Genomic DNA, 23293 nt, shown 5'->3' with positions numbered 1-23293 from the left:
CACCGCGACCCAAAGACTCAGCATGATTGATCGCCAACCCCCACGCCTGAGCGTGGGGATTATTTCTGCCGGCGCCGTCGGGCTCGCCCTCGCCGAGGCCTTCACCCGGGCCGGGCACCACGTCCACGGCATCCACGCCCACTCCGAGCGCTCCCGGGCACGGGCAGCCCAGCGCGTCCCGGGCACCCCCATCGTTTCGGTGGCCGAGGCCGCGATGGCCCAGCTGGTGGTGCTCGCCGTGCCGGACCCGGTGTTGCCGGAGGTGGCCGCCGAGGTGGCCCACACCGTCCGCGACGGCCAGATGGTCATGCACACCTCCGGGCGTAACGGCTGCCAGGTGCTCCAGCCCATCACCGACGAGGGCGCACTCCCGCTGGCCCTGCACCCGGCGATGGGCTTCGTCGGCACCCCGCAGGACACCGACAACCTGCTGGGCTGCGGCTGGGGTGTCACCACCGACTCCGAGGTCGGCCAGGCAGTCGGCGAACTGCTCGTCCAGTCCCTCGGCGGTGTGGCCGTCCACATCGCGGAGGACCGCCGCCCGGCCTATCACGCGGCCATGGCCCACGCCGCGAACCATCTGGTCACCCTCATCTCGGACGCCCACTCCATGCTCAACGCGGTGCTCGATAAGCCGAACGACCCGGCCGCCATCGAGGGGGAGGGGGAGTCGAGCGAGGCCCGGCTGCTGCTCAACTCCATCGTCCGAGCCGGAGCGGATGCCACCCTGCGCGAGCACCTGGGCGCCCTGACCGGCCCTGCCTCCCGCGACGACGCCCCCGCCGTCCTCGCGCACCTCGAGGCACTGCGCCAGCTCTCCGAAAACTCCGCCGACCCTCACTCCCATGACCTGCACCTGCGTTATCTGCCGATGGCTGAGCGCACCGCCCAGGCAGCCGGCTCCCCGGAGGTCGAGCGGGCGCTCATGGCCTACCGCAGCGAACACGGTCTGCCGGGTGGACTAACCTAAGGCGCATGACCAAGAATCAGCCCAGCCCCCAGGCCGACCCGCAGGCAAACCCCCAGCCCTTCCGCCGCGGCGAAGCCACCCTGATGACCACCATCGACGAGTTCAGCCAGGTCACCCGCGCGATGCGCAAGGCCGGCAAACCGGTGTGCCTCGTGCCCACGATGGGTGCGCTCCACGAAGGCCACCTTTCCCTGGTCAAGGCAGCAAAGACGGTCCCGGGTGCTTTCGTCGCGGTCAGTATCTTCGTCAACCCGCTGCAGTTCGCGGAGGGCGAGGACCTGGACGCCTACCCCCGCACCCTCGACGCCGACGTCGAAAAGCTCAAGGCCGCGGGCGTGGACGCCGTCTTCGCGCCCTCTGCCCGAGAGATGTACCCCAATGGCCCCCGCACCACGATTCACCCCGGCCCAGCTGGCTCGATCCTGGAGGGTGAGCACCGCCCGACCCACTTCGCGGGCATGCTCACGGTGGTCAACAAGCTCTTCCAGATTTCTCACTGCGACCACGCCTTCTTTGGCGAGAAGGACTATCAGCAGCTCGTCCTGGTCCAGCAGATGGTCAACGACCTCAACCTGGAGCTGCGCGTCCACGGCGTGCCGATCGTCCGCGAGGGTGGTGGACTGGCGCTGTCCAGCCGCAACGTCTACCTCTCCGATGAGGAGCGCGAGCTGGCCCTCACCCTCTCCGCAGCGTTGACGGCCGGTTCCTTCGTCGCCGAGGACGGCGCGGATGCGGTGCTGTCTACTGCCCGTGCCATTCTCGATGACGCCGAGGGCGTCGAGGTGGACTATCTTGCTCTTCGTGGCACCGATCTCGGCGAGGCCCCGGAGACCGGGGACGCCCGGCTGCTGGTTGCCGCTCGCGTGGGCAGCACCCGGCTGATCGATAATGTTGGCGTGCCGATTGGTGTAGGGTTCAAGAACTTGGACCCCGAGCAGGGCGCAGGCGGCTCCGATGCTGCCGCCCCTGCCGCTCCCGATGACGCACCCCAGAGCTAGAAAAAGTTAGGTTCATCCCTTGTTCCGCACCATGCTGAAGTCAAAGATCCACCGCGCGACGGTCACCCAGGCCGACCTGCACTACGTGGGTTCCTGCACCATCGACGCAGACCTGATGGACGCCGCCGACATCCTCGAGGGCGAGCAAATCGACATCGTCGATATCGATAACGGCAACCGGCTGACCACCTACGCCATTACCGGCGAGCGGGGCAGCGGGGTCATCGGTATCAACGGCGCAGCTGCCCGCCTGATCAGCCCTGGCGACCTGGTGATCATCATCGGCTACGGCATTTTCGACAATGCCGAGCTGGGGGACTACCACCCGCGGGTGATCTTCGTCGACGAGAACAATAAGCAGGTTGAGCTGGGGGAGGACCCGGCCCACGCCCCGGCCGGCAGTGGTCTGAAGGACCCGCGCCACCCGGAGGGGGAGTAGCGCCCGAGAAGGTGTTCGTCTAAGCCCGCCTACGCCAAGGGTGCGTGGCGGGCTTTGACGCTATCTGTGACTGTGTTTAACACCACACCATAAAAGATGTATTACAGATGCATCTTTAAGGGATTTCTAGATAGGTTGGAATTATGCAACTCACAACATTCGCTGACCTGGGGCTCCGCGTACTGATGGTGCTCGGTGCCACCCAGGCAGTGGATGCTGCCGATCGTTCGCCGGTACGGATTCAGGACCTTGCGGACCAGCTCAACGCCTCGCGAAACCACGTCGCGAAGGTTGTGAACATGCTGACTAGCGACGGGCTGCTTGAATCCATCCGCGGGCGTTACGGCGGGGTGCATATCACTGAACAGGGCATGCGTGCGAGCGTCGGCGCACTCCTGCGCCAACTCGAAGGCAACAGGGAAGTCGTCGACTGCGAGGGGGCGCTGCAATGCCCCCTCGCTCGCCACGACTGCGCGCTGCGTCGCCGGCTTGCTGCCGCACAGGAGGCGTTCTTCGCCACTCTCGACGGGGATACCGTCGGCGATCTTGTCTCCGCGACGAAGGGGCTCGCCGCCGGAGCCTCCGGCGGGCCCGTGCCACTCGGCGCTCCAACGCTCAAGGCAAAGCCCACGACTTAACATCCCTGCGGGGAGTTTTGAGGAGGAATGATTCGCAATGTTCATCGCCGAGACCCCAGCCAATGCCCGTGGCCGCCTAACCCCAGGTAATGCCGAGATCATCAAGCAGACCCTCCCGCTCGTTGGTGCGAACATCACGAAGATCACCCCCATCTTCTATGAGAAGATGTTCGCCGCCCACCCTGAGCTGATCGCCGATACCTTCAATCGTGGCAACCAGAAGTCCGGGGAGCAGCAGAAGGCACTGGCTGCCTCCATCGCGACCTTTGCTGCAATGCTCGTGGATGATAACGCACCGGATCCGGTGGACATGCTCTCCCGCATCGGCCATAAGCACGTATCCCTGGGGATCGTGGAAGATCAGTACCCCATCGTTCACGACAACCTCTTCGCCGCCATCGTCGAGGTGCTCGGTGAAGACGTCGTCACCCCCGAGGTTGCCGCAGCCTGGGACGAAGTCTACTGGCTTATGGCCAAGGTCCTCATCGACTACGAGCGCGAGCTCTACCGCTCCGCGGGAGTCGCTGACGGTGAGGTTTTCACCACGGCCGAGATTGTCTCCCGCAAGCAGCTGCCCGCCGAGGCGATGGAATTTACCCTCCGTCCGGACGAGATGACGGAGAAGTTTATGGACGCCCTCCCCGGGCAGTACACCTCCATCGGTGTTCGACTGCCTGACGGGGCTCGCCAGCTGCGTCAGTACTCCCTCGTCGACGTCGACAAGGAGGCTGGCTGCATCCGCATCGCTGTCCAGCGCGACGGTGAGGTGTCCTCCTTCCTGATGGACTCCCTCTCGGATGGGGATCGTGTGGACGCCACCCTGCCGGCCGGTGATCTGGTGCTCGACGATTCAAGCGCCCCGGTGGTGCTCGTCTCCCAGGGCATCGGCTCCACCCCGATGGTGGGAATGCTGTCCGCCCTCGCCGCCGCCAAGTCTGAGCGCAAGGTCGTGGTGCTCCACGCTGACTCCTCTGCCCAGGACCACGCGCAGCGCGATCTGCAGGAGAGTTTGAGCGGGCAGATCGGTGCCACCTACAAGCTCTTCTACCGGGAGAGCGGTCAGCGCATGAATATCGGGGAACTGATGGATGAGGGCGTACTGCCAACCGGCGCGCACTGGTACCTGTGTGGTGGAACGTCCTTCCTGCAGGACATTCGCGAGCAGATCGCCGATGGCGAGCAGGCGCTGGCTCCGAAAAAGGTCGACTTTGAGCTCTTCAGCCCAAACGACTGGCTGATCAGCTAAAACTGGCCTGCATCTTGCAGGGGTATCGCGGGGCTCGGCCAATGGTGGGCCGAGCCCCGTTTGCCGTGCCATCGATGGGGTAATCTGCGTCCGTGAACCGCTCACGGGCGTGTACCGGCGATGCAGTAGTCTGGTGGGGTGACTACAAAGAATCCATCCACCAGCAATGATGAAATCCCCGAGCAGATGCGCGTTCGCCGCGAGAAGCGCGAGCGCATCCTTGACGAGGGTCGTCAGGCTTATCCAGTAGAAGTTCCCAGGACTCACTCGCTGGCGGAGGTTCGTCAGCAGTGGGCAGTTAAGCCCAAGGAGGACGATCCGGAGGCTGCGGAGAAGCTCGCCGCTCTTCCGGAGGGGGCGACTCTCCTCGACGTCGGTGAGGAAACGGACAGCGTCGTCGGCGTGGCCGGCCGCGTGATGTTCGTCCGCAACACCGGCAAGCTGGCCTTCGCCACCCTGCAGGACGGCGACGGCACCCAGCTGCAGGTTATGCTCTCCCAGGCAGAGATCGGCGCGGAAGCACTGGACCGCTGGAAGGCGGAGGTCGACTTGGGCGATATCGTCTTCGCCAAGGGGCGCGTGATCTCCTCCCGCCGCGGTGAGCTTTCTGTCATGGCCCAGGAGTGGACCATGGCCGCCAAGGCGCTGCGCCCGCTGCCGGTCGCGCACAAGGAGATGAGCGAGGACGCCCGTGTGCGTCACCGCTACACCGACCTGATCATGCGGGAGGAAGCCCGCAAGAACGCCATGACCCGCATCAAGGTGATGCGCGCCCTGCGCCATGCCCTGGAGCGTCGTGGCTTCAACGAGCTCGAGACCCCGATGCTGCAGACCCTGCACGGCGGTGCCGCGGCTCGTCCGTTCGTGACCCACTCCAATGCGCTGGATATCGACCTCTACCTGCGCATCGCGCCGGAGCTGTACCTCAAGCGCGCCGTCGTCGGTGGTCTGGACCGCGTCTTCGAAATCAACCGCAACTTCCGCAATGAGGGCATCGACCGCTCCCACAGCCCGGAGTTCGCGATGCTGGAGACCTACCAGGCGTACGGGGACTACAACACCGCTGCGACGATGACCCGCGAGGTCATCCAGGAGGTCGCCGAGGAGGTCTTCGGCACCACCAAGCTGACCATGCACGACGGCACCGAGTACGACCTCGGCGGCGAGTGGCCGGTCATCGAGGTCTACCCGTCTCTGAATAAGGCGCTGGCCGAGAAGTTCCCGGATCAGCCAGAGGTCACCGTCGACTCCACCGTCGAGGAGCTCAAGGCGCTCGCGAAGGTCATCGGCCTGGAGGTCCCGAAGGACGGCGGCTGGGGCCACGGCAAGCTCGTCGAGGAGATCTGGGAGTTCCTGTGCGAGGACCAGCTGTGGGGTCCAGTCTTTGTCTATAACTACCCGGTCGAGACCTCCCCGTTGGTGCGTCAGCACCGCACCGAGCGTGGCGTGACCGAGAAGTGGGACCTCTACCTGCGTGGCTTCGAGCTGGCAACGGGCTACTCCGAGCTGGTTGACCCGGTCATCCAGCGCGAGCGCTTCGAGGACCAGGCTCGCCTGGCTGCGGGCGGCGACGATGAGGCCATGGTTCTCGACGAGGACTTCCTGCAGGCAATGGAGCAGGGCATGCCGCCAACCGCCGGTACCGGCATGGGGTTGGACCGTCTGCTGATGGCTTTCACGGGCCTCGGCATCCGCGAGACCGTGCTCTTCCCGTTGGTGAAGCCAGAGAAGTAATCTTCCTCTCGATTGCATAAAGCCACACACCGCCCATGGTGTGTGGCTTTCTTCATGTCATTCTGCGGAAAATGTGATCTACGCCATGATGCCAGTTATGATTAATAAGATCATTATCCGCACATGGTGATGCTCGGCGGATCGCAGACAGCGATGCGTAGGGCACCTCTACTGAAAGGTGGCTACCAGACAATGAGCGACTCCAAGAAGCTCAACGACTCCACCCCGGGGCTGAACAACGTCAAGCGTGACGCCATTGGTGTCGTTATGCGGGCGCTGTCTCGTTTCACTGGTTCCGACTTCGCAGAAAAGTACAACCTCAACAAGGCCGTCGACCGCGCTGCCTACGAGACCGCCAAGGGCGGCATCCGTACCGCCGGCGCCATGAACCGCCAGTTCAAGCGCATCAAGGGCTCCGGCGATCCGGTTCGCCTCCCCAAGCAGAACGAGGGCGACGTTCAGCAGTTCGAGCCGGGCAAGGCACCGTTCGACCTGAACCCGACCGAGGACCAGCAGATGATCCTCGACGCGGTGCGCGAGTTCGCCATCGAGCGGCTGCGTCCGGCCGCCGCGGAGGCCAACGACGAGTCCAAGCCGACCGAGGGGCTGCTCGACACTGCCGCTGAGCTCGGCATCGCTCTCGTGAACCTCCCGGAGGAGTTCGAGGGCATCGCCAGCGCATCCGGTGCCAGCACCAACGCCCTCATCGCCGAGGCTCTCGGCTTCGGTGACATGGGCCTGGCCGTCTCCATCCTCGCCCCGGCAGGCGTGGCCAACACCATCACCAACTACGGCGACGACGCCCAGCAGAAGACCTACCTGCCGTCCTTCTCCGGCGAGTCCGTCCCGCCGGCAGCCGTCGTGGTCTCCGAGGCCCGCCCGATGTTCGACGCCTTCGAGCTGCAGACCACCGCGAAGCTGGAGGGCGACGACGTCGTCCTCAACGGTGTGAAGACCATGGTCCCGAACGCCGCAGAGTGCGAGCTCTTCGTCATCGCCGTCGAGCTGGACGGCGTGAACACCTTCGTCATCGTCGAATCTGGCACCGAGGGCCTCGAGGTTGAGTCTGACCCGTCCATGGGCCTGCGCGCCGCAGCCCTGGGCCGTGTGGTCCTCAAGGACGTCCGCGTCCCGGCCGCCAACCTCCTGGGTGGCGCGAACCTCTCCGACACCGACCGCACCGAGCAGTACGCGGAGATCATCCGCCGCTCCCGCCTGGGCTGGGCCGCACTGGCCTCCGGCACCGGCGAGGCCATCCTCGAGTACACCAAGAAGTACGTCAACGAGCGTGAGGCCTTCGGCGAGCCGATCTCCCACCGCCAGGCAGTGGCCTTCATGGTCGCCAACCTCCGCATCGAGCTCGACGGCCTGCGCCTGATCATGCTGCGCGGCGCATCCCGCCTCGACCAGGGCCTGTCCTACCACCGCGAGGCCGGCCTTGCTCGCCGCTACGCATCCGACAAGGGCATGGTCATGGGCCTGGACGGCGTCCAGCTGCTGGGTGGCCACGGCTACACCAAGGAGCACCCGGTTGAGCGCTGGTACCGCGACATGCGCGCGATCGGCGTTGCTGAGGGCGTCGTCGTCATCTAACCCGCCATAACAACGACTTTTGGCATCTACGCACAACACAGTCCCGAGAGCAGAGGAAAAAGATCATGCTTAATCTGGAACTTCCCAAGCGTCTGAAGGCGGGCGCCAACCAGGCACACCAGGCGGCCGCACAGATTTTCCGCCCCATCTCCCGCAAGTACGACCTCAAGGAACACGAGCGCCCGGTCGAGCTCGACACCATGGCCGCCCTCGTTGAGGGCGCCGCTGACGGTGGCGTGGCCATGGCCGGCGCTACCAGCAGCCGTGGGGATAAGAAGCAGGACACTGGCGTGAAGAACGGCGGCAACATGGCTGCCGCCCTGAACGTCATGGAGACCTGCTGGGGCGACGTCGGCCTGACCCTGTCCATCCCGTACCAGGGTCTGGGCAACGCAGCCGTCGCCGCCGTCGCGACCGACGAGCAGCTCGAGCGCTTCGGCAAGATCTGGGCCGCCATGGCCATCACCGAGCCGCAGTTCGGCTCCGACTCCGCAGCCGTCGCCGCGACCGCGAAGCTGGACGGCGACGAGTACGTCCTGAACGGCGAGAAGATCTTCGTCACAGCCGGTGAACGCTGCACCCACGTGGTCGTCTGGGCCTCCGTGGACAAGTCCGCAGGCCGCGCAGCTATCAAGTCCTTCGTCGTCCCGCGCGACACCCCGGGCTTCGAGCTGGTCCGCCTCGAGCACAAGCTGGGCATCCGCTCCTCCGACACTGCGCACTTCATCCTCGACAACGTGCGCATCCCGAAGGACAACCTGCTTGGCTCCCCAGAGGTGGACACCAAGAAGGGCTTCGGCGGTGTCATGGCCACCTTCGACAACACCCGCCCGCTGGTCGCAGCGATGGCCGTTGGTGTTGCACGTGCCTCCCTGGAGCGCCTGCGCGAGGTCCTCACCGACGCTGGCGTGAAGATCGACTACGACGCACCGGCCTGGAACCAGTCCGCCGCCGCGTCCGAGTACATCCGCCTCGAGTCCGACTGGGAGGCTGCCTACCTGCTGACCATGCGCGCAGCATGGATGGCGGATAACAAGAACCCGAACTCCAAGGAAGCCTCCATCTGTAAGGCGAAGGCAGGCCGCATGGCGACCGACCTGACCCTGCGCGCCGTGGAGCTCGCCGGTGCCTACGGCTACTCCGAGCGCGACCTGCTGGAGAAGTGGTCCCGCGACTCCAAGATCCTCGACATCTTCGAGGGCACCCAGCAGATTCAGCAGCTCATCGTCGCTCGCCGCGAGCTGGGCCTGAGCTCCGCTGAGCTGAAGTAAGCGCCGACCGAGCTTTCCGCGACCCCTGAATAGCCCCGTTACCAGCAAGGATTCTCGCTGGTAACGGGGTTATTTCTGTGCCGGGGTTAATGCCCACCCCCTAACGGAAATCATGGGCTTTAGAAAAGTCCGGGAGCAAGGCAAAATGTGTAATGCCTGGGATCTCTCCGAAAACGCTGGGAGTCCCGTGAAGCGTCTTATTTGTAACTGTTTGATTTACGAGTTAGGTCAGCACTGAATGTCTCAACCGGAGACCAAAGCCCCCATTAACGGGAGCGCAGCAGGACAAGAAAACGACTTCTGGTGGCACACCATCTTTGGGGGGCTGCTGCTCATCGCCGTACTCGCACTCACCTGGTGGTCCGTGGACCTCATGCCGGAGTCCGCGAACATCGGGATCCTGATCGTCACGATCTTCTTCGGAATGTTCATGGCGTTCAACATCGGCGGTAACGACGTCGCGAACTCCTTCGGTACCTCGGTCGGCGCGAAGACGCTGACCATCAAGCAGGCGCTGCTCATCGCCGCCGTCTTCGAGGTCGGTGGCGCGCTGATCGCCGGCGGTGACGTCACCGACACCGTCCGCTCCGGCATCGTCGACCTGGACGGCGTGGACCTCGACCCGCAGCACTTCGCCTACATCATGATGGCCGCCCTTCTCGGTGCGGCACTGTGGCTGCTGATCGCCACGCGCAAGGGCTGGCCGGTCTCCACCACCCACTCCATCATCGGCGGCATCGTCGGTGCCGCGGTGGCTCAGGGCATGGCCACGGGCACCGGTGGCCTGGAGATGGTCCAGTGGGGCAAGATCGGCGAGATCGCGATGAGCTGGGTGCTCTCCCCAGTGCTGGGTGGCCTGGTGGCCCTCCTCCTGTACTCCTTTATCAAGCGCCACGTACTGCGCTACAACGATGAAGTCGAGCACAAGATGCGCGAGATGCAGGAGCGCCGCAGCGAGCACAAGAAGCGCCACAAGGACCTCTTCTCCCGCCTCAATGAGGTGCAGCGCGTGGCCTATACCCAGACCATCGCCCGCGATGCCTCCGTCTACATCACCGGACGCGCGGAGCCGCAGAATCTGGAATCTGACTACTACCGCGAGCTTGTGGTCATCGATAAGGACGAGCGGGAGATCGAGGCGCACCGCGCCCTGGAGACCTGGGGTCCGTCGCTGGCCGCCATCGGCGCAATGATCATTACGGGCATGCTCTTGCTGAAGAGCCTGAGCAACATCTTCCCGAACATGACGAGCGCCATGGTCTTCGGCATCGTCGCAATTGTTGGCATCGCGGTGTTCCTCACCTTGCGCTCCTTCACCACCGGGCTGCGGCGCTACACCGTGGACCGCGCGACCTTCGTGATGTTCAGCTGGATGCAGGTCTTCACCGCTTCGGCTTTCGCCTTCTCCCACGGTTCCAATGACATCGCGAATGCGGTGGGTCCCTTCGCAGCGATCTTCGACGTGTTGAAGACCGACGCCATCAACGCGACCGCCCCGGTGCCGATGGCGTTGATGCTCGCCGCCGGTGTGGCTCTGATCTCCGGCCTGTGGTTCATCGGCCGCAAGGTGATCGAGACGGTCGGCACGGGGCTGACCCACATTCACCCGGCCTCCGGCTTCGCCGCTGAGCTCGCTGCTGCGGGTGTGGTGATGGCCGCGTCCATCTCCGGCCTGCCGGTGTCCTCTACGCACATCCTGATCGGTGCGGTGCTGGGCGTGGGGATCGTCAACCGCGCCGCCAACTGGCGCCTGATGAAGCCGATCGCCCTGGCCTGGATCATCACGATCCCGGCTGCCGCGCTGATCGGCGCCGTGGGCGTCCTGGTGATCGGCTGGATCTTCTAAGAGCAGAAGAGCCAAGGAGCCGCAGAGCCGTAGAACAAAAGCACACAGAAGCGCCCCGGGTGGAGAACCACCCGGGGCGCTGTTGTCGTGCCGGTGGCTGGGGCGCGCCTAAAGGGCCCTGAGGAGGCTCCCTGTCCGCCGGCTTAAGCAGCGGCTGCGGACTTTGGCCGTGGCAGCTCGCGGCGGACGACCTTGCCCACCGCGTTGCGGGGCAGGGAGTCCACGTACACGAAGTGGCGCGGCACGGCGAAGCGGGCCAGCTGCTTAGAGACAGTCGCCTTGATCTCCTCCTGCAGCTTCTGCTTATCGGCTGCGCTCAGCTCCTCCTTCGTGACGATCCACGCACACAGCGCCTGGCCGAACTCGTCGTCCGGAACACCCTGGACGCAGACCTCGAGAATCTCCGGCAGGGTGCCGATGATGTGCTCGGTATCGGTGGGGTAGACGTTCTCACCGCCGGAGACGACCATGTCATCCGAGCGACCCGAGACGAACAGCAGGCCGTCCTCCCAGTACCCCAAGTCGCCGGTGGCGATCATGCCCTCATGGGTCTCCTTGTCCTTGCCCGGGCGGGTGTAGCCCTCGAACATCATGTTGTTGGCGACGAAGATGCGGCCAACCTCGCCGTCCGGGCACTCGCGGAAGTCTTCGTCCAGGACCTTGACCACCGTGGCCATCGGCGGCTTGCCCGCGGTATTCGGGTGGCGCTGCAGATCATCCGGGTTGGCGATCGTGGCCCAGCTGACCTCGGTGGAGCCATAGAGGTTGTAGAGCGCGGGCCCGAACTTCTCGAAAGTCTTCTCCACGATCTGCGGCGGGATCGGCTCACCGGAAGCTGCGATGACCTTCGTGCCCGGGTCCATGCCCTCCGGCACGGCCTCCAGCAGTCGGCGCAGCATCGTCGGCACGATGGCGATCGCATACGGGCGGTTGGCCTCGATGAGCTGCACCGCATCTTCTGGGCGGAACTTCCGCTGCATCACCATCGTCGAACGAAGCGCGAGCGCTAGCTGGATATTGGCAAAACCCCAGGTGTGGAACATCGGGGCTGCCAGGTAGAACGGGCGGCGCGCCTTGAGCGGGATCCTGCTCATGATGGAGGACGCTGGCAGGTAGCTTGGCGGCTCCGGGCGGCGAGTTCCGCGAGGGGTGCCGGTGGTTCCGGAGGTCAGGATGATGGTTCGGCCACGGCGCGGGCGGGACGGGATCGTCTGCTCGGCCGGGGTGGTGCGCAGCACGAGGCTCAGTGACGGCCAGTCCTCGCTGCGGGTCGCGTGGTCCTCCATGGCCAGTGCGTCGCGGATATTCGAGTCCATCGGCAGTGCTTCCTCGGCCTCGCGGGTCAGCCCGATGGTGTCGCCGAATTCGTGGGCGACGATGACGGGGCAGTCGTCGAAGTCCTTCGGCAGCAGCGGGATGAATTCCTCGTCGATGAACAGGACGTCCAGCTTGTTCTCACGAGCGACCGCGCGGGTCTGCTCGGCCGATGCTCCAGTGTTGAATAGGACGAGATCGGTGCCCAGGCGGCCGTGAGCGCACAGCGCCATGATGAAGCCGCGGTGGTTGCGGGTCAGCACGCCGATGCGATCGTGCTCGCGGATACCGATGCGGAATAGTGCCTTCGCGAGCTGGTTTACCTGGTTGTGGAGCTCCTGGTAGGTCATGGAGCCGCGGTCGTCGATGATCGCGGTGTGGAACGGGTCGCGGGCGGCACCAATGGCCAGCAGGGACGCGGGTTGGAACTCCCACTGGTACATGGAGCCCAGAGCCTTAGCTGCGGCGACGGGGGTCATCGATCCCAGCACACCGGCGCGCATCAGGGGAAGGGTGCCGAGCGCGAGCGTGCCCGCCGAACCGAGTGTGTGGCTGAGCTTGTCCTTGATGCCTGCTGGGCCTGCGGGTGAGAACGTGTCGGTCATTTCGATAACCCCTGTCGAATCTGATGTGTCTGCACGGGCGTTCGCCCGCGCCTTGTTCTGCAGCGATAGGTGAGTAGCTTTGTTCACCTAATAGCTATGTTGGTCACCCTATCTAAGTGACGTGGATCACGTTTCGATTTAGTGATATCGGTGCGGAGGGGGCGCGCTAGGCGATAAAAAATGGCGGGTTTTGGCGGGTGTTCGCTAGGGGCGTACAGGCTGAAAACTCGTGATTTCAGCCCATAAAAAACACTTCTGAGCTGGCCTTTTCATATGGCACGGGCGGTAGAGTGCGTCGGAATACTCCGCGTGGGGTCCGGCGTTGCATGGAATGCGATTCAAGGAAGGCGCTTGCCCAGTTATGGTGGGGCATCAAAGCGCACGAGCGAAAAGGAAGATAAATGTTCGAAAGGTTTACCGACCGGGCACGACGCGTTGTCGTCTTGGCACAAGAGGAAGCGCGAGCGCTGAATCACAATTACATCGGTACCGAGCACATCCTCCTGGGGTTGATCCAAGAGGGTGAGGGCGTAGCTGCCAAGGCGCTCGAGTCCATGGGAATTTCCCTCGACGCGGTGCGCACCGAGGTGAAGGAGATCATCGGTTCCGGTGGCAACCCGCCGAGCGGTTATATCCCGTTTACCCCGCGCGCCAAGAAGGTGCTGGAGCTGGCTCTGCGCGAGGCGCTGCAGCTTGGCCACAAGTACATCGGCACTGAGCACATCCTGCTCGGCCTCATCCGCGAGGGCGAGGGCGTCGCTGCCCAGGTGCTGGTGAAGCTGGGCGCCGATCTGTCCCGCGTTCGCCAGCAGGTTATCCAGCTGCTTTCCGGCTACGAGGGTGGCGGCGAGCACGAGGAGGCCCCGGACCAGCCGGCCGTGGCCGGTGTCGCCCCGTCCGGCCAGGGCGGAGCCAAGGCAGGCCAGAAGTCCAACTCCCTGGTCCTGGACCAGTTCGGTCGCAACCTCACGCAGGCTGCCAAGGACGGCAAGCTGGACCCCGTCGTCGGCCGCGCCGGCGAGATCGAGCGCATCATGCAGGTGCTCTCCCGCCGCACCAAGAACAACCCGGTGCTCATCGGTGAGCCGGGTGTGGGTAAGACTGCCGTCGTCGAGGGCCTGGCCCTGGATATCGTCAACGGCAAGGTCCCGGAGACCCTGCGCGATAAGCAGGTTTACTCCCTGGATCTGGGTTCCCTGGTTGCTGGCTCCCGCTACCGTGGTGACTTCGAGGAGCGCCTGAAGAAGGTGCTCAAGGAGATCAACCAGCGTGGCGACATCATCCTGTTTATCGACGAGATCCACACCCTCGTCGGTGCCGGTGCCGCGGAGGGCGCGATCGACGCCGCCTCCATCCTGAAGCCGAAGCTGGCCCGCGGCGAGCTGCAGACCATCGGTGCCACCACGCTGGAGGAGTACCGCAAGCACATCGAGAAGGACGCCGCCCTGGAGCGCCGCTTCCAGCCGGTGCAGGTGCCGGAGCCGTCCGTCGCGGACACCATCGAGATCCTGAAGGGTCTGCGCGACCGCTACGAAGCCCACCACCGCGTGTCCATCACCGATGGTGCCCTGCGTTCCGCAGCCACTCTCGCCGACCGCTACATCAACGACCGCTTCCTGCCGGATAAGGCCGTCGACCTGCTCGACGAGGCGGGCGCGCGCATGCGTATCAAGCGTCTCACCGCGCCGAAGTCCGTCCAGGAAGTTGACGATAAGATCGCCGAGGTCCGCCGCAAGAAGGAGGCCGCGATCGATGAGCAGGACTTCGAAAAGGCAGCAGCACTGCGCGACGACGAGCGCACCCTGACCGAGGAGCGCGCCGAGAAGGAGAAGGCTTGGCGCGCCGGCGAGCTCGATGAGGTCGCCGAGGTCGACGAGGAGCAGATCGCAGAGGTGCTGGCCAACTGGACCGGCATCCCAGTGTTCAAGCTGACGGAGGAGGAGTCCTCCCGCCTGCTGGACATGGAGGGCGAGCTGCACAAGCGCATCATTGGCCAGGACGATGCCGTCAAGGCCGTCTCCCGCGCGATCCGCCGCACCCGTGCCGGCCTGAAGGACCCGAACCGCCCGTCCGGCTCCTTCATCTTCGCTGGTCCGTCCGGTGTGGGTAAGACGGAGCTGTCCAAGGCGCTCGCCGAGTTCCTCTTCGGTGACGACGACGCCCTGATCCAGGTGGACATGGGTGAGTTCCACGACAAGTTCACCGCCTCCCGCCTGTTCGGTGCCCCTCCGGGATACGTCGGTTACGACGAGGGCGGCCAGCTGACCGAGAAGGTCCGCCGCAAGCCGTTCTCCGTCGTTCTCTTCGATGAGATCGAGAAGGCCGATAAGGACATCTACAACACCCTGCTGCAGGTGCTGGAGGAAGGTCGTCTGACCGATGGCCAGGGCCGCATCGTGGACTTCAAGAACACGGTGCTGATCTTCACCTCGAACCTGGGTACCAGGGATATCTCCAAGGCCGTGGGCATGGGCTTCTCCAACGCCGGCGAGCAGGATGAGGCCGCGCAGTACGAGCGGATGAAGTCCAAGGTGGATGACGAGCTGAAGAAGCACTTCCGCCCGGAGTTCCTGAACCGTATCGACGACATCGTGGTCTTCCACCAGCTCACCCGCGAGCAGATCGTCCAGATGGTGGACCTGCTCATGGGCCGCGTCCGCCGCGCCCTGGAGGACAAGGACATGGGCATCGAGGTCACCGAGAAGGCCAAGAACCTACTCGCCAAGCGTGGCTTCGACCCGGTTCTGGGTGCCCGCCCGCTGCGTCGCACGATCCAGCGCGAGATCGAGGACGAGCTCTCCGAGAAGATCCTCTTCGGCGAGTTCGGTGCCGGCGAAATCGTCACCGTGGACGTGGAGAACTGGGACGGCGAGTCCGCCGGCAAGGATGCGAAGTTCGTCTTCGGCTCCAAGCCGAAGCCGCTGCCGGAGTTCGACGCCGCTGACTTCGAGGTCGAGCGCGGCGAGGAGCACCACAGCCCGGCCGAGGAGGCCAAGGCCTCTGTCGCCTCCGCGGCAGCCGGGGACGTGCCTGAGGAGGACGCTGCCGGCGAGAGCGCCGGCTCCGAGGGCAAGTCCGAGGACTAACCCCCTCCCTGGGCCGGTATAAGCGGAGACCGGCCACAGCTAAAGAGCCGCGGCACACCCAGTAACGGGTGGCCGCGGCTCTTGCTATGCCTGGGGTGCTATACGTCGCGCTACACCTCGCTGCAGCGCCGACGCGGTGCCGGGGAGGGGGCAGTGCGCCGGTGCAGCGCGGGTGCAGCGCCGGGTCGGGCAGCGCGGGGCCGAGGTTAGCGACCCCGCGAGCTCGGCCTAGCGCGGGATCTGATCTGCGGTGGACAGCTCATAAGGCTGGCCATTGATGACCTTCTCCAGCCACAGCACAGCGGGGGAGAGGTTCGCCAACATCGGGATCACGTGATCCACCAGCGGGGCTACGCTCGGCACGTTCTGCTCCCGGTAGTACACCTTCGCACCCTTGCCCAGCCAGCTGCGGGCCAGGTCGCGGGCCTGGGAGGCCGGGATCGTGTCGTCGTTCTTGCCCTGCCCGATGTACACCGGGACGGACGGGGAGAGCGTGCCGATCAGCTGCTTCTGCACCGCGCTGGCGATCGGCTCCTCCTGCATCAGCTCCGTCAGGGAGGAGCCATCCTTCGTGAGCGTGCGGGTGTCCTTATAAGCATGGCGGATCAGCGACTCCGGCACGCACTCATCCTTCGTCTGCTCCAGCAGCTTCCGGCCCTTGTCGTTGAGCTTCGAGTAGATCGGCTCGCGCAGCTCCGGATCGGAGTACAGCAGGCCATTGATAGCGTAGCCGAGGGCCGCGGCCAGCGCGCCATTATCGATGGCACCAGCCACCACGCCCAGGTTCGCCGGGATGCCGCCCGCGTAGCCTGCGACGAGGTTCAGCTCCGGGGCGTAGGAATCCGCCAGCTCCAGGGCAGAAGCACTTGCCCCACCGCCCTGGGAGTAGCCCCAGGTCGCCACCGGGGTCTTGTCGCTGACCCCACGGATGCCCATGTTTTTCGCGGCGCGGCCGATATCCAGCGTCGCGTTCCCCTGGGCCACGCGGTTCATGTACGTGTGCTGCGCGCGGGTCCCCAGGCCCGGCAGGTCGGTCAGCGCGACATCCCAGCCGCGCATCAGTGCCTGCAGGGCGGGCAGCGCCTCGTACTCCAGCCCCCACGGCGCGAGCTTGCCCGGCGCACACGCGTTGGAGGAGCCCTGGGTGCCCGGGGCAATCAGCATCAGCGGGCGCGGCCCCTTGCCCCGCCACGGCTTTGAGGACTCGTAGATGGTGCCGGTGACCGGGATAGTCTTGCCATTCGAGTCGGTGGACACGTAGGCCACCCGGGTGGCTTTGCTGTTCGTCAGGTCCACGAATGGCAGCCCCAGCGCGAGCGTGCTTGGGCCGGTCTTCAGCACCTGGCCGGGCTTGCCCTCCACGTACTCCGGGAGGGAGCTGTAGAAGTTATCCGGATCGTAGTTCGGCATGGAGCTGCCGAGCGCAGCCCCGGAGCCCATCTCCGACGAGCCCCGCCACGCGCCTTCGACGGAGCCATAAAGCGGAGACGCCGCCGCGCCGGACACAGACAGTGGCAGCGCGACGGCGGTGATGGCAGTGGCGGCGGCGAGGCTCGCCGCGCGGCTGGTGCGTCGGGAATTGCAGGATCGAAGGCTGAACATGCGTGCTCCTTGGAAGGATCGTGGCTGGCAGGCAGTTAACAGCTAGATCCTATCGGCGGGAACACTATTGTGCCGGGGAAATTACTATTCCGGTTCGACGACAGCCAGCGCGTCGGCCTCGTGGCCCGAATCCTTCCGGCTCAGGTCCACCACCAGCGCAATGGCGCCGACGATGATGGTGGGCAGCACCCAGCCCAGTCCCTCCGGGTACAGCGGGATCACGCTCAGGGCATCGGTGATGCCGTCCATCGTCTCGCCCAGCAGATCGCTCAGCAGGTCGATGATGGAGAACACCAGGGCGACCGCCACGGCAGCGCGGTAGGTCAGCGGAATCGGGCGGCCACGCACCGCCAGCTGCGTGAAGGTCACCGCGATCAGCGCGATCGCCGGCGGGTAGATCAGGCCGATGATCGGGCCGGAGAAGCTCAGGATCTTCTCCAGGCCGAGGTTGGCCACCGTGAAACCGATCAGGGTGAAGACCACGGACCACCAGCGGTAGCTGATCGCAGGAACCAGCTCGTGGAAGAAGGACGCCGACGCCGCGATCAGGCCGACCGCCGTCGTCAAGCAGGCGAGCAGCACCACGCCGGAGAAGACCATGTCACCGGCCGTTCCCAGGGAGAGCTTCGACGCCTGCGAGAGCACCGCCGCGCCGTCCGAGTACTGCCCCTTATCCGGCATCTTCGTGCCCATCACGCCCAGGGCGAGGTACACGATCAGCAGGAAGAAACCAGCCAGCACCGCGGAGATCGAGGAGTACTTGACGACCGTCTTGCGCTCCTTGACGCCGTGGGCGTTGAAGGAGCTCACCACGATGATCGCGAAGGCCATCGCTGCGATGGAGTCCATCGTGAAGTAGCCCTCCAGGATGCCCGCGGTCAGCGGGCTGCTGGCGTACTCGCCGGTTGCGGCGGCCGGTTCGCCATTGAGCTTCATGAAGCCCAGCACCGCGAGGATGGCGATGAGTGCCAGCAGCAGCGGCGTCAGGTACTTGCCCAGGGTGTCGGCGACCTTGCCGGGGAACAGGACGATCGCGAAAGCGACCGCGAAGAAGACCGCGGTGGTCACCAGGCGCCACATCTGGCCCGAGAGCCCGAAGGTGGACTCGAGGCCCAGCTCGTAGCCGATCGCAGCGGCACGCGGCATGGCGTAGAAGGAGCCGATGGACAGGTAGGCGGCGATGGAGAACACCAGCCCGAACACCGCGCCCGCGCGCGACGCCAGCTGGCGCACGCCGGCGCCAGAGATGGCCACCGCGATGATCGTGATTGTCGGCAGCAGCACGCCGGTCAGGATGAAGCCGATGATGGCGGGGGTGAAGTTCTCGCCGGACTCGATCCCCAGCATGGGCGGGAAGATCAGGTTGCCGGCGCCGAAGAACATCGAAAACAGCATCAGCCCGACGGCGAAAATCGAGGCGGCGGGTTTCGCCGTGCCACGGCCAGCCGTGGACTGAGTGGAGGTTCCGGAACTCATGAAATGAGGGCCTTTCTACAACGACGATCCGCGCGGTGGCGGCCTAGGACCAGGTTCAACCACACCCCCGGGTGGGGTGGCGTGAGCAAGCGCGGCCGGTTGTGGCGGTGGTGCCGCTCGAGGCTGAACCAGTGGCGGATCAGAATAAACGTATTTAAGTAGAGGTTAGGGTGCCCCAGTAAGAATCAACTAGTCGGGAAGGGTAATCCCGGCGTGGGTGCGCTCGATCAGCCGGTCAGCCACGAGCGAATCCACCGCTCGCGAAAGCTGAACCCGATCGGGCCACAGTTGATCGATTTCATCGACTGCGACGTGGGTGGTCGCAGATTCTCTCAGGGTTTTGAGGACCAGGCCGCGAACCTGGCGGTCCGTGCCTTCGAACTTCTGGACGCGCCGGGCGGCGGCGGATTTCTCCTCTTCCGTCGGCGCGGGCTTGCCTGCCGCCACCCACGCGCAGCGCGCGGCGATGGGGCAGAGCTCGCACTGCGGGGTGCGGGCCTGGCAGATCAGGCTGCCGAGCTCCATCAGGGAGGCGGTCATGAGCAGCGCTGCGTCCCGGTGGTCCCGGTCGTGGCCCGCGTTGCGGTAGCCGCGACGGTCCAGGGCTGGGTCGTGGTCCACCCACGGCATCATGTCGGCGACGTCCGCCAGGTCGCGGCTGCGCGCCGGTCCCTGCAGGAAGTTGCCGTGGGCTGCCCGGTGGCACACGCGGCGGACGTTGGTGTCCACCACGGGAACGGCCTGCTCGAAGGCGTAGGCGGCCACCGCGCGGGCGGTGTAGCTGCCCACGCCGGGCAGGCTCTCCAGTTCTGCGACGCTGCTGGGGAGTTCCCCGCCGAAGCGGTCCACGCAGGCCTGGGCGCATTCCTGCAGCCGCAGGGCGCGGCGCGGATAGCCCAGGTTTCCCCATTCGCGGATGACGTCCGCGGTGGCAGCGGTTGCGAGCGCGGCCGGGGTGGGCCAGCGCTGCAGCCAGGCCTGCCACCGCGGGGCGACGCGGGTGACGGGGGTCTGCTGCGACATCACTTCGCTCACCAGGATGGCCCACGGGCTGGTGCCGATGTGGCGCCAGGGCAGGTCGCGCGCGTTGCGTGCGAACCAGTGGTTCAGTGCGCTGATGAGGGCAAGGTCGAAGGTGGTTTCCTGCTGACCCTCTGCGGTTGGGAGTGTCATGCGGCCACCTCCCCGGGGTGTCGGGGTGAACCTTGCCCTGCGATGTGTCCCGCGGGGTGTGGGCGGGGTGCCTGGTGAAAGCGCATCGGAGAGTGGATTACAGCGGTTGTTCGAAGGCAGTGGGTGGGCCCCACCTGCCGGATTGTCCTACAAAATTGTCCTGGGAAAGCTTTAAGAGCAAGATTGAAGCCATGACTGACTCCCGCAGCCCTGAAAGCCCTTCGAATACTGTACCCGGCCAGCAGGCCAACACAGAGTCGCAGGAGCCCACCGCACAGCAGCAAACCATGACCCCGGCGCAGGCCTGGGCTGCGATGCGCGATGGCAACCGCCGCTTCATGATCGAGGATGTTGCCCACCCGAATCAGGACGTCAACCGCCGCCACGTCCTCACCGCAGGGCAGCGCCCGCATGCGGTGGTCCTGGCGTGCTCTGACTCCCGCGTGCCGGTGGAGATCGTCTTCGACCAGGGCCTGGGGGATGTCTTCGTGATCCGCACCGCCGGGGAGATCACAGACCTCTCGGTGCTGGCTTCCCTGGAGTTCGCCGTGGATGGGCTGGGCGTGCCGCTGGTGCTGGTGCTGGGCCACGAGGCCTGCGGCGCGGTGGCCGCGGCGCAGACCGCGCTGAACACCGGCCAGCTGCCGAACGGCTTCCAGCGCGTGCTGGTGGAGAAGGTCACCCCATCCCTGCTGGCCGCCCGCCGCGAGGGCCGGGAGGGCTCCCAGGACTTCGAGAAGCAGCACGTCGTGGAGATCACTCGCCACATCATGGACCGATCCCCTGAGATTCAGCAGCAGGTGGAGCAGGGCCGCTGCGCGGTTGTGGGTCTGCGCTACCGCCTGGAGGACGGACTGGCCGAGCCGCTGATCTCCTTCGGTCTGGACGAGGACCAGCTCTAGGCTGCTCGGGGCAGCTCGGCTACTCGGAGCAGCTCGGGACTGCTGCGCCGCCCGACGCTCCGGCCGGTTCTCGTCGCTGCCACCCCACCCGGCGGGTGGGGTGTGTCTAAGCGCCATTAGTCGAGGTAAGCCAACTAAAATCTGGTGCTGTGAACGCAGGACCAGGGAACACAGGAGACAGCTTCCGGCGCCGCGACCCCGAACGGGGCCAGCGCCCACCTCGTGATGCCCAGCCACCGCTGCCGCCCGAGGTTTACCGTCGTAGGCGCATCGCCGCGATCGCCGCGGTTGTCGTAGTGATCCTCCTGCTCTGGTGGCTGCTCAGTTCCCTCGGCGGATCCAAGGAGGACGCCAGCACGCCCGCGGCGGATACCGCGCAGAGCAGCAGTGCTGCGCCGACGTCCGGAAAAGAAAAGAAGCCGGACGCGAAGGACAAGAAGGCCGAGGCCGAGAAGAAGGGCGCGGAGAAGCGCAAGGAAGAAAAGAAGGACGCCGAGCCGAAGGATCCGGCCGCGGAGAAGACCAACTGTGAGCTCGCGGACCTGCGCGTGACCGCAGTGCCGGGTAAGTCCACTTTCGACCCGGGCGAGGAGCCGACCTTCTACGCGAAGATCGCGAACCCCACGAAGGCGGACTGCGTGATCGACGTGGACGAGGCCAAGCTGCTCTTCGAGGTCTTCGCGATGGATGACTACCACCGCGTGTGGGGCGACCTGGACTGCAACGAGCCCTCCATCACCGGGGAAGTGACGATCGAGGCCGGTAAGAGCCAGAACTACAAGATGGGTTCCTGGTCCCGGACCACCTCCGCACCGGATCGGTGCGATGATCGCCAGCCTGTAGGCCCTGGCAGCTACCTGCTCTACGCACACCTGGGGGATAACGTCTCCCAGCCAGCGACCTTCAACATGAGCTAGCGGCTAGCTCTCACGCAGCCGCCGCACCACGCCGAGCGCCTGGCCGATGTTCTTGACCTGGTGCACCTCCAAACCCTTCGGCACGCTCGGCCTGGTGCCCGCCGGGATGATCGCATGCTTCATCCCCAGTCGCGCGGCCTCGGAGAGTCGCTGGTTGATCTCCGGGATGCGCCGCACCTCGCCGCCCAGGCCTACTTCGCCCATCGCACACAGGCCGAGGGGGAGTGGCTCGTCCTGGGCAGTGGAGGCGAGCGCCAGACCCAACGCGAGATCCGCGGCCGGTTCGCTGATCCGCATCCCGCCCACAGTCGCGGCGTAGACCTCCCGGCGCCCCAGCTGCATCCCGCAGCGTTGGGCCAGTACCGCGAGCATCATGGACACCCGGCCCGATTCGATGCCGGTGACGAATCGCTTCGGATTACCCTGCTCGGTCTCCACCGCGAGCGTTTGGATCTCCCCGACGAGCGCCCGGCGGCCATCCATCTTCACGGTGACGGCAGTGCCCGTCACGGACTCGGTGCGGTGGTTCAAGAACAGCCCCGAAGGGTCCGTCACCTCCTTGATCCCCTCTGCGGTCTGCTCGAAGCAGCCGACCTCCTCGGTGGGGCCGAAACGGTTCTTAATGCCGCGCAGGAAACGCAGGGAGGAGTGCTGATCGCCCTCGAAGTGCAGGACGACGTCCACGAGGTGCTCGATGGTGCGCGGGCCGGCAACGTTACCGTCCTTCGTTACGTGCCCCACCGCCAGCACCGGGGTGCCGGATTGCTTCGCCAGGGTGGTCAGGGTGGACGTCACAGCCCGCGTTTGGGTCACCCCGCCCGGCACGCCCTCCACGCCGCTGGCGTTCATGGTCTGTAGGGAGTCCACGATGATCAGCTCGGGCTTGACCGTATCCACGTGATGCAGCGCCTGCTCCAGGTCATGCTCGGCGGCGATGTAGAGCTTCTCGGAGAGCGCATTGGTGCGCTCTGCTCGGTGGCGTACCTGGCCGACGGACTCCTCGGCGGTGATGATCAGCACCGAGCGGTTGGCCTTGGCCCAGTTGGCAGAGACCTCCAGCAGCAGCGTGGACTTGCCCACGCCTGGTTCGCCCGCGAGTAGCACCGCAGAACCGGGGACGATGCCGCCACCCAACACCCGATCCAGCTCTGCCGAGCCGGTAGGGATGTGGTTGGCGATCTGCGGGTCGATCTCCGTCACCGGCAGGGCGTCGCTGGTGGCTCCGGCGAGGTGCCGGGCGCCGGAGCGGGACCCGGCTGCGCTCGCGGCCGCGGGGCGGCGTTCCTCGAGCGTGCCCCACTCACCACAGCTCGGGCAGCGCCCCATCCACTTGGACAGGACGTAGCCACACTCGGTGCATTCGTAGCTGGTTTTCGAGCTCCGCTTTGTTGCCATGCCGGTCATTCTAGGCAGTGGTGCAGACACCCCTCCCGCGAGCACAGCAATAATCGAACATCGCAGGTCAGTGGCCACCGAAAAACAA

At 65.5% G+C, this 23293-nt stretch carries 17 protein-coding genes; 12 read left to right on the top strand and 5 right to left on the bottom strand.

What is annotated here, in order from left to right:
* Positions 1-22 precede the first annotated feature (22 nt).
* The 9 genes from CU_RS08500 to CU_RS08460 all read left to right on the top strand — a co-directional run bounded on the left by CU_RS08500 (position 23) and on the right by CU_RS08460 (position 10735).
* Positions 23-970 carry a DUF2520 domain-containing protein gene (locus CU_RS08500; RefSeq protein WP_012360930.1) on the top strand — a complete coding sequence of 316 codons (948 nt, stop codon included), beginning with the start codon at positions 23-25 and terminating at the stop codon, positions 968-970.
* 5 nt (positions 971-975) lie between these two features.
* Positions 976-1968, top strand: a complete 993-nt coding sequence (gene panC / locus CU_RS08495) for a pantoate--beta-alanine ligase (protein ID WP_012360929.1) — start codon at positions 976-978, stop codon at positions 1966-1968.
* Positions 1969-1987: 19 nt separating this feature from the next.
* A complete protein-coding gene (gene panD, locus CU_RS08490) occupies positions 1988-2407 on the top strand; it encodes an aspartate 1-decarboxylase (RefSeq protein ID WP_012360928.1) in 420 nt (139 codons plus the stop codon).
* 143 nt (positions 2408-2550) lie between these two features.
* On the top strand, positions 2551-3045 hold the full coding sequence (locus tag CU_RS08485; RefSeq protein WP_012360927.1) for an RrF2 family transcriptional regulator: 495 nt from the start codon (positions 2551-2553) through the stop codon (positions 3043-3045).
* A 37-nt stretch (positions 3046-3082) separates the two neighbouring features.
* The gene (locus tag CU_RS08480; RefSeq protein WP_012360926.1) at positions 3083-4291 is read left to right on the top strand and encodes a globin domain-containing protein; all 1209 of its coding nucleotides are present in this window, start codon (positions 3083-3085) and stop codon (positions 4289-4291) included.
* Positions 4292-4477: 186 nt separating this feature from the next.
* Positions 4478-6025: a lysine--tRNA ligase gene (gene lysS / locus CU_RS08475; RefSeq protein ID WP_012360925.1), complete on the top strand. Its 1548-nt coding sequence runs from the start codon at positions 4478-4480 to the stop codon at positions 6023-6025.
* Between the two features lie 192 nt (positions 6026-6217).
* Positions 6218-7618 carry an acyl-CoA dehydrogenase family protein gene (locus CU_RS08470; protein ID WP_012360924.1) on the top strand — a complete coding sequence of 467 codons (1401 nt, stop codon included), beginning with the start codon at positions 6218-6220 and terminating at the stop codon, positions 7616-7618.
* Positions 7619-7683: 65 nt separating this feature from the next.
* A complete protein-coding gene (locus tag CU_RS08465) occupies positions 7684-8889 on the top strand; it encodes an acyl-CoA dehydrogenase family protein (protein WP_012360923.1) in 1206 nt (401 codons plus the stop codon).
* A 238-nt stretch (positions 8890-9127) separates the two neighbouring features.
* Entirely contained in the window at positions 9128-10735 is a 1608-nt protein-coding gene (locus CU_RS08460; protein WP_012360922.1) for an inorganic phosphate transporter, read from the top strand.
* Positions 10736-10878: 143 nt separating this feature from the next.
* On the opposite strand, the gene CU_RS08455 is transcribed toward CU_RS08460, so the two are convergent.
* The gene (locus CU_RS08455; RefSeq protein ID WP_012360921.1) at positions 10879-12654 is read right to left on the bottom strand and encodes an AMP-binding protein; all 1776 of its coding nucleotides are present in this window, start codon (positions 12652-12654) and stop codon (positions 10879-10881) included.
* 401 nt (positions 12655-13055) lie between these two features.
* Between CU_RS08455 and CU_RS08450 the strand changes: the two genes are divergently transcribed.
* Positions 13056-15740 (top strand): ATP-dependent Clp protease ATP-binding subunit, encoded by a 2685-nt coding sequence (locus CU_RS08450; RefSeq protein WP_012360920.1) that lies wholly within the window; start codon positions 13056-13058, stop codon positions 15738-15740.
* Positions 15741-15968: 228 nt separating this feature from the next.
* On the opposite strand, the gene CU_RS08445 is transcribed toward CU_RS08450, so the two are convergent.
* The 3 genes from CU_RS08445 to CU_RS08435 form a co-directional block, all read right to left on the bottom strand.
* On the bottom strand, positions 15969-17342 hold the full coding sequence (locus CU_RS08445) for a lipase family protein (RefSeq protein WP_012360919.1): 1374 nt from the start codon (positions 17340-17342) through the stop codon (positions 15969-15971).
* Between the two features lie 84 nt (positions 17343-17426).
* On the bottom strand, positions 17427-18818 hold the full coding sequence (gene brnQ, locus CU_RS08440; protein WP_012360918.1) for a branched-chain amino acid transport system II carrier protein: 1392 nt from the start codon (positions 18816-18818) through the stop codon (positions 17427-17429).
* Positions 18819-19007: 189 nt separating this feature from the next.
* Entirely contained in the window at positions 19008-19991 is a 984-nt protein-coding gene (locus tag CU_RS08435) for an HhH-GPD family protein (RefSeq protein WP_012360917.1), read from the bottom strand.
* Between the two features lie 287 nt (positions 19992-20278).
* Between CU_RS08435 and CU_RS08430 the strand changes: the two genes are divergently transcribed.
* A complete protein-coding gene (locus tag CU_RS08430) occupies positions 20279-20893 on the top strand; it encodes a carbonic anhydrase (RefSeq protein ID WP_173362366.1) in 615 nt (204 codons plus the stop codon).
* Positions 20894-21042: 149 nt separating this feature from the next.
* Entirely contained in the window at positions 21043-21810 is a 768-nt protein-coding gene (locus CU_RS08425) for a hypothetical protein (protein WP_012360915.1), read from the top strand.
* Positions 21811-21813: 3 nt separating this feature from the next.
* On the opposite strand, the gene radA is transcribed toward CU_RS08425, so the two are convergent.
* The gene (gene radA, locus CU_RS08420; protein ID WP_012360914.1) at positions 21814-23214 is read right to left on the bottom strand and encodes a DNA repair protein RadA; all 1401 of its coding nucleotides are present in this window, start codon (positions 23212-23214) and stop codon (positions 21814-21816) included.
* Between the last annotated feature and the right edge of the window lie 79 nt (positions 23215-23293).

This window comes from Corynebacterium urealyticum DSM 7109 (genome assembly GCF_000069945.1).
Taxonomy (GTDB): domain Bacteria; phylum Actinomycetota; class Actinomycetes; order Mycobacteriales; family Mycobacteriaceae; genus Corynebacterium; species Corynebacterium urealyticum.
This window is presented reverse-complemented; position numbering and strand designations above follow the sequence as displayed.